General features: G+C 73.5%; 9 protein-coding genes and 1 pseudogene. 4 read left to right on the forward strand and 6 right to left on the reverse strand.

Features of this window, described 5'->3' with window-relative positions:
* Positions 1-28 precede the first annotated feature (28 nt).
* Positions 29-2,440: a sodium-translocating pyrophosphatase gene (locus tag ACF3NS_RS10195; protein ID WP_392465881.1), complete on the forward strand. Its 2,412-nt coding sequence runs from the start codon at positions 29-31 to the stop codon at positions 2,438-2,440.
* A 106-nt stretch (positions 2,441-2,546) separates the two neighbouring features.
* Positions 2,547-4,037 carry a GTPase HflX gene (gene hflX, locus ACF3NS_RS10200; protein WP_392465882.1) on the forward strand — a complete coding sequence of 497 codons (1,491 nt, stop codon included), beginning with the start codon at positions 2,547-2,549 and terminating at the stop codon, positions 4,035-4,037.
* A 101-nt stretch (positions 4,038-4,138) separates the two neighbouring features.
* On the opposite strand, the gene ACF3NS_RS10205 is transcribed toward hflX, so the two are convergent.
* Positions 4,139-4,444, reverse strand: coding sequence for a hypothetical protein (locus ACF3NS_RS10205; protein WP_392465883.1), 306 nt, complete (start codon positions 4,442-4,444; stop codon positions 4,139-4,141).
* Between the two features lie 107 nt (positions 4,445-4,551).
* Between ACF3NS_RS10205 and ACF3NS_RS10210 the strand changes: the two genes are divergently transcribed.
* Together ACF3NS_RS10210 and ACF3NS_RS10215 are read left to right on the forward strand one after the other, a co-directional pair.
* Positions 4,552-5,676, forward strand: coding sequence for a GNAT family N-acetyltransferase (locus ACF3NS_RS10210; RefSeq protein ID WP_392465885.1), 1,125 nt, complete (start codon positions 4,552-4,554; stop codon positions 5,674-5,676).
* Between the two features lie 5 nt (positions 5,677-5,681).
* The gene (locus ACF3NS_RS10215) at positions 5,682-6,770 is read left to right on the forward strand and encodes a GNAT family N-acetyltransferase (RefSeq protein WP_392465886.1); all 1,089 of its coding nucleotides are present in this window, start codon (positions 5,682-5,684) and stop codon (positions 6,768-6,770) included.
* A 141-nt stretch (positions 6,771-6,911) separates the two neighbouring features.
* Here the strand turns inward: ACF3NS_RS10215 and ACF3NS_RS10220 are convergent, their stop codons facing one another.
* From ACF3NS_RS10220 to ACF3NS_RS10240, 5 genes and pseudogenes are all read right to left on the reverse strand, one after another.
* Positions 6,912-7,337, reverse strand: a complete 426-nt coding sequence (locus ACF3NS_RS10220) for a GNAT family N-acetyltransferase (RefSeq protein WP_392469115.1) — start codon at positions 7,335-7,337, stop codon at positions 6,912-6,914.
* A 72-nt stretch (positions 7,338-7,409) separates the two neighbouring features.
* Positions 7,410-7,817, reverse strand: a pseudogene (locus ACF3NS_RS10225) (VOC family protein); the annotation flags it as partial.
* A gap of 203 nt (positions 7,818-8,020) precedes the next feature.
* Positions 8,021-8,383, reverse strand: a complete 363-nt coding sequence (locus tag ACF3NS_RS10230) for a hypothetical protein (RefSeq protein ID WP_308191410.1) — start codon at positions 8,381-8,383, stop codon at positions 8,021-8,023.
* A gap of 46 nt (positions 8,384-8,429) precedes the next feature.
* Positions 8,430-11,030: an AMP-binding protein gene (locus ACF3NS_RS10235; protein WP_392465887.1), complete on the reverse strand. Its 2,601-nt coding sequence runs from the start codon at positions 11,028-11,030 to the stop codon at positions 8,430-8,432.
* A gap of 111 nt (positions 11,031-11,141) precedes the next feature.
* The gene (locus ACF3NS_RS10240; RefSeq protein WP_392465890.1) at positions 11,142-12,122 is read right to left on the reverse strand and encodes a ribose-phosphate diphosphokinase; all 981 of its coding nucleotides are present in this window, start codon (positions 12,120-12,122) and stop codon (positions 11,142-11,144) included.
* Positions 12,123-12,146 lie beyond the last annotated feature (24 nt).

Below are 12,146 nucleotides of genomic sequence, written 5' to 3' on the forward strand. Positions count from 1 at the left end.
GTCCGTAGCCGCACGTCAAGGAGGACGGATGCGAGCTCTCGTCGCCATCACCCAGCTACCGGGGACCAGCCTTCCCGCCGCCCATGCCGCCCGGCCCGTCCAGGCTGCGGGGGACCACGTCCCCGTCTCCGGGGGGAGTGTGACGATCGTGGCGGTGATCGCGGTCGTCTCCCTGCTGGCCCTGGTGGTGGGGACGGTGCTGCGCTCCCAGGTTCTGCGCGCCGACACCGGCACGCCCTCGATGCAGCGTGTGGCCGCGGCCATCCAGGAGGGCGCCAGCGCCTACCTCAACCGGCAGCTGCGCACGCTGGCGGGCTTCGTCCTCGTGGTGTTCGCGCTGCTGTTCCTGCTCCCCGCCGACGATGGCTCCGTCCGGATCGGACGGAGCCTCTTCTTCGTGGTGGGCGCGGTGTTCTCGGCGTTCATCGGCTACCTCGGCATGACGCTGGCGGTGCAGGCCAACGTGCGCGTGGCCGCGGCCGCGAGGGACGGGCGCCGGGCGCCGGGCTTCACCCTGGCGGTGCGCACCGGTGGAGCGGTCGGTATGGCGACCGTGGGTCTCGGTCTCCTCGGGGCGAGCGTGGTGGTGCTGATCTATCGCGCCGAGGCACCCGCCGTGCTCGAGGGGTTCGGCTTCGGGGCGGCGCTGCTCGCGATGTTCATGCGCGTCGGCGGCGGCATCTTCACCAAGGCCGCGGACGTCGGCGCCGACCTCGTCGGCAAGGTCGAGCAGGGCATCCCGGAGGACGACCCTCGCAACGCGGCGACGATCGCCGACAACGTGGGCGACAACGTCGGCGACTGCGCGGGCATGGCCGCCGACCTGTTCGAGTCCTATGCCGTCACCCTGGTCGCCGCCCTCATCCTCGGCAAGGCGGCCTTCGGCGAGCAGGGGCTCGTCTTCCCGCTGATCGTCCCGGCCATCGGGGTGCTCACGGCCGTGCTCGGCATCTACGTGACGCGCTCCCGGCCCGGCGAGAGCGGGCTCACCGCCATCAACCGCGGCTTCGCCATCGCCGCCGTCGTGTCGGCGGTGCTGTGCTCGATCGCCGCCTTCGTCTACCTCCCGGGCTCCTTCGCGCAGCTGCGGGGCGCGGAGACCGCCGGCATCGACCGCGACCCGCGCCTGCTCGCGGTCGGGGCGGTGCTGCTCGGCATCGTGCTGGCCGCCGTGATCCTCAAGATCACCGGCCACTACACCGACACCGAGTCCGAACCGACCCGCAACGTCGCCCGCACGTCGGTCACCGGCGCTGCGACGGTCATCCTGTCCGGCATCGGGGTGGGCCTGGAGTCGGCGGTCTACACCGCCACCGTGATCGGCGGTGCGGTCTACCTCGCCTACCTCCTCGGCGGGGGCTCGGTGATCGTGTCGCTGTTCCTCATCGCCCTGGCCGGATGCGGCCTGCTGACCACGGTCGGCGTCATCGTGGCGATGGACACCTTCGGTCCGGTCAGCGACAACGCCCAGGGCATCGCCGAGATGTCCGGCGACGTCGACGAGGACGGTGCCCAGGTGCTCACCGACCTCGACGCGGTCGGCAACACCACCAAGGCGATCACCAAGGGCATCGCCATCGCGACCGCCGTGCTCGCCGCGACCGCGCTGTTCGGCTCCTACAACGACGCCGTGATCACGGCCCTCGCCGGCGCCGGGCGGGACGCCTCCGAGGCAGTCAGCGGGTATGCCGTGACCTCGCCCAACGTCCTCGTCGGGCTGATCCTCGGCGCGGCGGTGGTCTTCCTCTTCTCCGGCCTCGCGATCGACGCCGTCACGCGCGCCGCCGGCGCCATCGTCCTCGAGGTCCGCCGCCAGTTCCGCGAGCACCCGGGGATCATGGACGGCACCGAGACCCCGGAGTACGCCCGCGTCGTAGACATCTGCACCCGCGACTCTCTGCGCGAGCTGGCGACTCCCGGCCTGCTCGCCGCGATGGCACCGATCATGGTCGGCTTCGGGCTCGGGTTCGGGGCGCTGGCCGGCTTCCTCGCCGGGGCGATCGGGGCCGGGGTGCTCATGGCCGTCCTCCTGGCCAACGCCGGCGGCTCGTGGGACAACGCCAAGAAGCTCGTCGAGGACGGCGCCCACGGCGGCAAGGGCTCCGACGCGCACGCGGCGACCGTCATCGGCGACACCGTCGGCGACCCGTTCAAGGACACCGCCGGCCCGGCCATCAACCCCCTCATCAAGGTCATGAACCTCGTCGCCGTGCTGATCGCCCCGGCCGTCGTCCAGATGTCGGTGGGAGCAGGCGCCTCGACCTGGCTGCGCGTGCTCATCGCCCTGGTCGCCCTCGCGATCATCGCCGCCGCCATCCTCGTGTCCCGTCGCCGTGTCGACGACGCCCTGCCGGAGGTCGAGCACCTGGTCGGCCCCTCGCCGGACCTGCCCGCGCGCGGCGAGCACCCCCACCTGGACAAGGTCCGCGACCTGGACTGACCCCCCCAGCCCCGGACTGCGTCGGGCGCGGCATACGGCAGGGCTGTCCGGCGTTGAACTAAACGGCTCGCCGCCCAGGTGGGGCCCGTGCGACCCTTGAGGGGATATGACTTCTACTCCACACTTCGACCTCTTCCGCTCCCGCGCCGAGGCGCTGGCCGAGGAGGACGCCACCGTCGACCAGGCCCCGTTCGACGACGAGGGCGACCACGGCTACGACGGCGAGCAGCTCGACCGCGAGGAGCGGTCCGCCCTGCGGCGCGTCGGCGGTCTGTCGACCGAGCTCGAGGACGTCACCGAGGTCGAGTACCGCCAGCTCCGCCTGGAGCGGGTGGTCCTGGCCGGCGTCTGGACCGAGGGCACCGCGACCGACGCCGAGAACTCCATCCGCGAGCTGGCGGCCCTCGCCGAGACTGCCGGGTCCACCGTCCTGGACGGCGTGATCCAGCGGCGCCAGCGTCCCGATGCCGGCACCTTCCTCGGCAGCGGCAAGGCCGCCGAGCTGCACGACATCGTGGTCGCGGAGGGCGCCGACACCGTCATCTGCGACGGTGAGCTCACCCCTGGGCAGCGCAGGGCCCTCGAGGACGTCGTCAAGGTCAAGGTCATCGACCGGACCGCGCTGATCCTCGACATCTTTGCCCAGCACGCCAAGTCCCGGGAGGGCAAGGCGCAGGTCGAGCTGGCGCAGCTGCAGTACCTCCTGCCGCGCCTGCGCGGCTGGGGTGAGTCGATGTCCCGCCAGGCCGGTGGCCAGGCCGCCGGCGGTGTCGGCATCGGCTCCCGTGGCCCCGGCGAGACCAAGATCGAGCTCGACCGGCGGCGGATCAACACCAAGATCGCCCAGCTCAAGCGCGACATCAAGCGCATGAAGACCGGCCGCGACGCCAAGCGGGCGAGCCGCAAGGCCAACGAGATCCCCAGCGTGGCGATCGCCGGCTACACCAACGCGGGCAAGTCCTCGCTGCTCAACCGCCTCACCGGCGCGGGGGTGCTCGTGCAGAACCAGCTCTTCGCCACGCTGGACCCGACGGTGCGCCGCGCCGAGACCCCGGACGGGCGGCCCTACACCCTGGCCGACACCGTGGGCTTCGTGCGCGCGCTGCCGCACCAGCTGGTCGAGGCCTTCCGATCGACCCTGGAGGAGGTCGGTGACTCGGACCTGCTGCTGCACGTGGTCGACGGGTCGCACCCCGACCCCGAGGGGCAGATCAGCGCCGTGCGCGCGGTCATGGCCGAGGTGGGTGGTGACCGCCTCAAGGAGGTCATCGTCATCAACAAGGCCGACCTCGCCGACCCCGAGGTGCTGATGCGCCTGCGGGCCAACGAGAAGCACTCGATCGTCGTGTCCGCCCGCACCGGCGAGGGCATCGACGAGCTGCGGCGGCTCGTCGCCGAGGAGCTCCCGCAGCCCGAGATCCCCGTCGACGTGCTCCTGCCCTACGACCGGGGCGACCTGGTCAGCCGGCTGCACGCGGACGGTGACGTCGTGAGCGAGGAGCACACCCCGGAGGGGACCCTGGTCCACGCCCTCGTGCACCCGCGCCTCGTGGGGGAGCTCACGCCGTATGCCGTGGAGCCCGCCGCCTCGCGCTGAAGCCGGACCGCCCAGGCCGCTCCTCCAGCCGGTGGGGGAGCGGTCCGTCGCGTCGGCCCTCGGAGACCCTGGTGACCGCCGGCAGGCGGTCGAAGCGGCTGTCAGGTGAGGCCCTGGCGGGCGTCGTCCAGGCAGGTCGCCCGCTTGCCGCGAGGGACGCCGACGCTGCGCAGGCAGGTGCAGCGGCGGCCCTCGCGGGTCGCCTCGCCGGCCAGGCGCGCCCACACGAACCGCTCCATCCGCAGGTAGTCGCCGAAGTCGAGCTCCCCGCCGTCGACGAGGGGCGCGAGCTCGGCGCTGACCGTGATCCGGCAGTCCCGCAAGGGGATTCGCTCGGCAAGGGCCTCCAGACGCTCCTCGGTCCAGTCGGTGCCCTCCCAGTCGACGTCGTCCGCGGCCTCGGGCACGTCGACCCGGCACTCGAGGGCACGGCGCGGCTCCCGCGTCGTGAACGCGAGGCTCTGGGCGCGGAGTCCGGTGGGGTCTGTCGGGGGTTAGGGCTAACGTCGACGCCATGGCCACCGCCTCGCCCGACCGTGCCCCGCGCGCCCTCCACGCGGGTGCGCCCCGGACCGTCGAGACGGCTCGGTTGCGCCTGAGAGCGCCGACGATGGCGGACGCCGCGTTCCACCACGCCCTGCACTCCGACGAGCGGCTCTATCAGCATGCGCCGTGGGCCGTCACGACCGACCGGACCGCCAACCTGGTCGGTCTGCAGACGTGGGTCGAGGGTTGGGAGACAGACGGGTTCGGCTACTGGGTCGCCGAGGACCGCGGATCCGGGCGCCCCGTGGGAGTGGTGGGGGTGCGGCCGCTCGCGCACGGCGAGGACGGTGTCGTCAACCTCTACTACCGCTTCGCCCACGAGAGTCACGGGCAGGGTCTAGGACGCGAGGCGGCCCGGGCCGCCACCGCGTGGGCAGCGGAGTGGTTGCCCGGGTGGCGGGTGCGGGCGGTGGCCCGCGACGACAACCCCGCCTCCGGGCGCACCGCAGCCTCGGCCGGGCTGGTGCCGGGCGAGCCGCACGTCATCCCGGGGGACCCGGTCCAGGCAGGGTCGTCGCGGGCGTGGTGGCTGCCGCGGGTCCGCGTCGTGGGCGTCTCCGAGCGATCCGCGGACCCGACGCTGCGGGACCAGATGCTCGACCTGTGGTGCGCCGTGAACGCCGCCGGGGGAGCGGTGGGATTCACCCGGGACTCGCCGCGCGAGGCCGTCGCGGTGACCCTCGACGATGCCCTCGCCGCCACCGACGACGAGCTGCGGACGCTCGCGGTGCTGCGGGACCACACCGGGGTCCTGCTCGGGTTCGGCTGGTGGATCCGCAGCGATGACGGGCTGTTCCGGCATACGGCCACCCTCAAGCGGTTCATGGTCGACCCGGCTGTGCAGGGACGCAACCTCGGAGCCGTCGCGCTCGCCGGCCTGCACGCCGTCGCCCGGTCCCTCCCCGGGCTCGAGGCCTGCGACCTGACCTATCGCAGCGGGCTGGGGCTCGGCCGGTTCTACGAGCGGATGGGGTGGATCGAGGTGGGGCGGGTGCCGCGGTCGATCCGGGTGAGCCCGAACGCTCGTCGGGACAGCGTGTGGATGGTCCGCTCGGTGACCGGGGCGCCGTTGGTGGCGGAGGGATCGTTATGAGCCGTATGCCGATCCGCCTCGCGCGCCGCCACGACCTGCCGCTGCTGACGGCGGTCGACGCCTCCGACGGGGCGCTCTTTCGCGCCGCCGGGATGGACCTGGTGGCGGACATGCCGCCCGGCCCGCCGGAGGCCTTCGCGCCTGCGCTGGCCGCCGGGACCCTGTGGGTGGCGGTGGACGAGCGCGACCTCCCGGTGGGGTTCGTCCGGGTCGAGCTGGTCGACGGCCACCCCCACGTCGACCAGCTCATCGTCCGCCCGGACCACGCCGGGCATCGGCTGGGGGCACGACTCCTCGAGGCCGCCGAGGCATGGGCGCGGTCGGCGGGCCACGCCGCGATGACGCTGACCACCTACCGCGACCTCCCGTGGAACGGCCCGTACTACGAGCGGCTGGGGTGGCGGGTGCTGCCGGAGACCGAGCACGGTCCCGGGCTGGCGGCCGCGCGGCGGCACGAGCGCGACCGGGGGCTCGACCGGTGGCCGAGGCAGGCGATGGTCACGGACCTGGCGTCCCGTCCGGGTGGTCGACCGGTCCTCACGACCCCACGGATCACTCTTCGGCCCATGACCATGGAGCACCTGCCGCTGCTGCACCGCCTGGACTCCGACCCCGAGGTGATGCGCCACCTGCTCGGCCGGGCGCGCACGCCGGAGGAGATCGAAGCCTTCTGGGGGCCACGGTGCGCCGGCACGAGCGGCGACGCGCTGGGGCTCGGGTGGTGGGTCGGCTGCGCCGACGACGGCTTCGTCGGGTGGTGGGACCTGGGGCGCAGCGACTCCGAGCCGGGCACGCCGGTGCGCCCGGACGCGGCCGAGATCGGGTGGCGGCTCGAGCGGCGCCACTGGCGGGAGGGGCTCGCGACCGAGGGGGCGCTGGCTCTCCTGCGCCACGGCTTCGAGACCGTCGGGCTGGCGCGGATCTGGGCCGAGACGCTGGCCGTCAACGCCGGCTCCCGCGGCGTGATGCGCAAGCTCGGGATGCGGCACGTGCGCACCGAGGTCCGCTCGTCGGACGACCCGTTGCCCGGTGCCGAGCTGGGGGACGTGACCTACGAGATCACCGCCGACGAGTGGCGCTCTCAGAGGACCTGACGGTGTCGTGGGTCGCCGACCGCGTGCACAGCTGCTGCACTCCTGACCCTGCGCCAGGAGCGGATTGTTGGGGCACAACGGTGTTCGCACGTCGAACGACCCATGTGCAGCAGGTGCTGACGTCCGGGGGCGGCGTCGGCGTCAGGGGAGCGGCCGCTTGAGGCCGGCGTGGGTCGCGACATACCCCATCCGCTCGTAGAACCGCTGCGCGTCCGCGCGCGAGAGGTCGGTCGTGAGCTGAGCGAGCGATGCGCCGTGCTCGTGGCCCCACGCGTGCGCCCACGCGAACATCGCCGCCCCCAGCCCCGATCCACGCGCGGACGAGGCGACCCGGACGCCCTCGACCTGCAGCCTGGTCGCGGCGGAGCGAGAGAGTCCGGGCAGGAGCGTGAGCTGCATGGTGCCCACCACCGCGTCGGTGTCGTCGCGCACCACCACGAGCAGGTGGGACCGGTCGGCGTCGATGCGGTGGTAGGCCGCGACGTACGGCTCGAGGTCGTTGGCCTCCCGGTCGGCCCCGAGGGGGTCGTCACGCAGCAGCCCGACGATCGCCGGGACGTCGGCCACCCCGGCCCGCTGGATGCGGAGCTCGCGCCCGTCGACGACGAGGTGGTCGAGGTCCTCGGCCTCCGGCGCGGCGACGAAGAGGCAGAAGGGGTGACCAGCGGGATCGGCGTAGACGTAGAGCGGTTCGTCGGGGTCGTCGGTGCGGTCGAGGAGCAGCTGGGCCCCGAGGGCCAGGGCGCGAGCGTGGTGCTCCGCCAGCGCCGCCCGGTCGGGGACGGTGAGGTCGAGGTGCAGCTGCATCGGCACGTCCGGCGACGGCCAGGTGGTCCGCTCGAGGTGCTCGACCTGCTGGAACGCCAGCGTCCGCGTCCCGTCCGGGCGGGTCAGCACCAGCCAGTCGGCGTCGTCGGAGGCCGCGTCCGTCGGCGGCTCGTCGCCGGGCCGGTAGACCAGCGCGAGCAGCCGGCGGTAGAACTCCGCCAGGGCGCGGACGTTCTCGGCGTCGAGGACGGTGTGCAGCACGGACGGCTTCTCTCGCATGGCCTGATTCTCCGTCGCTGGGCGTGAGCGTGCACAACTGCTGCACTCTGGAGCCCAGCCTCATGGAGTGACGTTGCGGCACAACGGAGTTCGCAGCGCGGACGCTGCAAGTGCAGCAGTTGTGGACGCCCCGTCGGCATCCGCGTGCGGTGAGCGCCCCAGCAGGGCCCCCCACGACAGGAGGGCCGTCGCGCGGTCAGCGATCACGGGCAGCCTTGCGGTAGACCGAGACGTGGGAGCCCGACTCCGAGGTGAAGGGTGCACCCCGCCAGTCGGCGTGGCGGGACTCCAGCTCCATCCCGGCCAGACGGGCCATCAGGTCGACTGATCTCGATGCCGGTCACCGCGATCCCGCGCTGCACGAGCGGTATGGCGACCCGCCCGGTCCCCACGGCGAGCTCGAGGGCGCGGCCGTCACCGGCCAGCTCGGCGAGACGGTCGACGGTGGGCCCGAGGACGTCCGGGGCCTCCATCCCGGTCCCCGGGGTGTCGTAGGTCGCCGCGGCGCGGGCGTCCCACAGCTCTTCCTGGTCGAGGTGGTCCAGCGAGGTGAGGTCGTGGGGCATACGTCCAACGTGCCTCGACCGAGGGGGTGACGACCAACGGTTTGTGTCAGGCGGGTGCGTCCACCTCGGCAAAGAAGGCCCGGAGGTGCCCTGCGACCTCCTCGGCCCACGGCTCGCGCAGCAGCGTGAAGTGGTCGCCGCTGATCTCGACCTGCTCGTGGGGTCCGATGAGGTGGGGTGCCCACCGGGAGCGGGCGTCCTTCTCGGGGGACTGGGCCACCAGGATCAGGGCGGGGCCGGGCCACGGCTGGGAGCGATAGGCGCGCGCCATCCCGTCGGACTGCAGGAAGAACCGCCAGGCGTCCGTGGCGCCGGCGGTGTCGCGCAGGGACGCGCGCACCAGACGCACCAGCGAGCGCGTGCGCGCGGCGACCGACGTGCCCTCGACCGGCTCCGGGTGCAGCGTGGGCTCGGGTGGGAAGGAGTCGATCACGGCCAGCCGCGCCTCCTGCCCGAGAGCGCGCAGCTGTTGGCACATCTCGAAGGCCACGAGCCCGCCGAAGCTGTGCCCCGCGAGCAGGTAGGGCCCCTCGGGCTGCACGCTCCGCACGACCTTGACGTAGCGCCGGGCAAGCCCGCGCAGGGTCAGGTCGGGCAGGCCGCGGGCCTCGAGCACGGGATTCTGGAGCGCGTATGCCGGCCGCCCGCCCAGTCGCAGGGCGATGGGCCTCAGCGCGATGCCGATGCCTCCAGCCCCCGCCACGAGGAAGACGGGTGTCTCTGCCGGTCCGGTCACCAGCGGGACGAGGCAGTGGTCTGGGCCGGCGTCCGTGCCGCGGACCGCCTCGGCGAAGTCGGCGAGCGCCGGCGCCTGCGCGAGGACGGTGGTGCGGGCCCGGTCCGGGTCGACCCCCAGCTCGGACACGAGCCGCGTCATCAGCGCCTCGGCGGCGAGCGAGTCCCCGCCCAGGGCGAAGAAGTCGGAGTGGGGCCCCAGCGGGCCGTCGTGCTCCAGCGCGGCCGCCCACTGCTCGGCCACGAGCGCCTCCCAGCGTGAGGTGTGGACGTCGGACGGGGCGCGCTCGGGCGCCTCGGGGAGGGCGGCGCGGTCGATCTTGCCGCGGTCGTTACGGGGGAGCGCGCCGACCAGGACGAAGGCCTCGGGGATCATGTGGGCCGGCAGCTGACCTCGCAGCGCCTGCCGCCACGCTGCCTCGAGCCCCGGGTCCGGCAGCTCCGCGCCGGGCAGCCCCGGACCGGTGGGGGGCGCGGGGAGGCGGCGGTGGACGACATACGCCACGAGCCGGGCCCGACCGTCTGCGGGGCGTGGCCCGCTGACGACCACGGCCTCCCGGACGTCCTCGAGGGCGAACAGCGCGGCGTCGACCTCGCCGGGGTCGACGAGGTAGCCGCGCACCTTGACGCTGTGGTCGGCCCGTCCGACGATCTGGATCGCACCGTCCGGCAGGACGCGGCCGAGGTCGCTGGTGCGGTAGCGGCGAAGGCCGTCCTCGAGGTCGGCGAACGCGTCCGCGGTGGCCTCCGGCAGCCGCCAGTAGCCCGTCGCGACCTGGGGGGCCGTGACGACGAGCCGACCGGTGGCCCCGGGCGCGGCCGTCGCGCCGTCCTGGTCCAGCACGCTGAGCACCGTCCGCCCGACCCCCCTGCCGGCGGGCAGCGGGCCGTCGAGCGGCGGGTGGTCCGGCCCGACGACGTACTCGGCGATCAGGCCCGTCTCGGACGAGCCGTAGCGGTTGCGCACGAGGCAGCCGGCCGGCAGCAGGGGGCGCACCGCCTCGATGTCCCGGCCGTATGACGCCTCGCCGGCCACCGTGAGGTTGCGCAGCGTCGTCAGCATCGCCGGCTCGGGAGCGGTGGCGACGAAACCGCGCAGGATCGCGGGGCTGGTGATCATCAGGGTGCAGCCGTGCTCGGCGACCACCGCGGGGAGGCCGGCGATGCCGCGGCTGCGGGCGTCGTACAACCGCATCCGGGCCCCGACGAGCAGGCCGTGCAGGGTCGTCGTCAGGCCGGCGTGGAAGGCGATGGGCAGGGTGTGCGCGATCGTGTCGGTCGAGGAGTAGCAGCCGGTGGCGATCGCGCTGTTCCAGGCGTCGCGGACGAGGAGGCGGTGGTCGTTGGCGACCGGCTTGGGGGCGCCGGTGGACCCGGACGTGAAGGCGAGAGCCGCCACGGACGTCGGTGACGGCGGGTCGCTCCACAGCGTCTCGGGGTCGGCGGGCTCGAGGCCGCGGACCGACAGGGGGACGACGTGCAGCTCGGAGGCGAGGCGCTCGTTGGCGGGGTCCGTGACCAGCAGACGGGCGCCGGCCCGCTCGACCAGCTGGGCCTGGCGGGGGCCGGGCGTGCGGGGGTCGAGCACGAGGACCGGGTGGCCGGAGGCGACGACGGCCAGCAGGGTGACCACGGCGTCGGCGCTGTGGTCGCAGCACATGGCCACGGTCTCGGCGGCACCGAAGGCGTCCTCGCCGTGACGCGCCGGGGGCGGGTCCAGCGTGGCCAGGGCCTCGCGGAGACCGGCGAGGATGGCCGCCGCGCGCTGCGCCACCTGGGCATAGGTGAGCGTCACGTCCTCGTCGGACACGGCGACCGCGTCGGGGCGCGCCGACGCCACCTGCCGGAACCGGGGCACCACCCCGCCGTCGACATCGCGCTCGGACAGCTCCGTCCACAGGGCCTCGCTCACGGTGCCCCCCGTCGATCCCGCAACCCGATCGGTCTCAGGCCACTACCAGGGATCACGGTACGCGCGGTCACGGAGACCTCGCCAGCAGGTGACGAGGCCGGGTCCTCCCCGTCAGGAGAAGTCGAGCCTCATCTGGGGTGGGGCATAGGCCGGGTCGACCCCGTCGAACAGGCTCGAGATCGAGGCGCCGGCGTGGATGCGGGCGATCGCCTCGGCGAACAGGTCGGCGGTGGAGCAGACCTTGAGCGCGGGCCAGCCCTGCGGCGGCGGGACGGTGTCGGTCGTCACCACCTCGCTGATCATGGGGTGGTCACGCAGCCGGGCCACGGCCTTGCCGGTGAACAGGCCGTGCGTGCAGGCCACGGCCGCCTGCTGGCACCCCGCCTCCTGCAGCTTGCCGAGCAGCTCGACGATCGAGCCGCCCGTGGCGATCTCGTCGTCGAGCACGATCGCCGTCCTGCCGGCGACGTCGCCGACGATCATGTCGATCTCGACCTTGTCGTCCGCCTTGCGCTGCTTGGACCCGGCGGCGACGGGCAGGCCGAGCAGGCGCGCGAGCAGGGAGGCGGTCTTGGCGTTGCCGAAGTCGGGGGACACCACGACGTGGTCGGTGAGGTCCCGCTGGCGGAAGTGGTCGGCCAGCACCCCCGTCGCGGTGAGGTGGTCCACCGGCACGGAGAAGAACCCGTGCACCTGCGGCGCGTGCAGCGTCATCGTGAGCACCCGGTGGGCGCCGGCGGTCTGGAGGAGGTCCGCGACCATGCGGCCGCCGAACGAGATGCGGGAGGCGTCCTTCTTGTCCGAGCGGGCGTAGGCGAAGTGCGGCATCACGGCCGTCACCGAGGCGGCGGAGGCTCCCCGCGCCGCGTTGATCATGAGCAGCAGCTCGAACAGGTGCTCCTGCGTCGGGGGCACCAGCGGCTGGACCAGGTAGACGTCCTTCTGCCGGCAGTTCTCCAGCAGCTGCACCTGCAGGCAGTCGTTGCTGAAGCGCACCACGTCCACCCCCGAGAGCGGCACGCCGAGCTCGTCGCAGATCTGTCGGGCGAGCTCGGGGTGGGCGCTGCCGGAGAAGACCACGATGTCACGCACGAGGGGCACCTTCGAGGGGACGGG

The organism is Arsenicicoccus cauae (assembly GCF_043162025.1).
Classification (GTDB): domain Bacteria; phylum Actinomycetota; class Actinomycetes; order Actinomycetales; family Dermatophilaceae; genus Arsenicicoccus; species Arsenicicoccus cauae.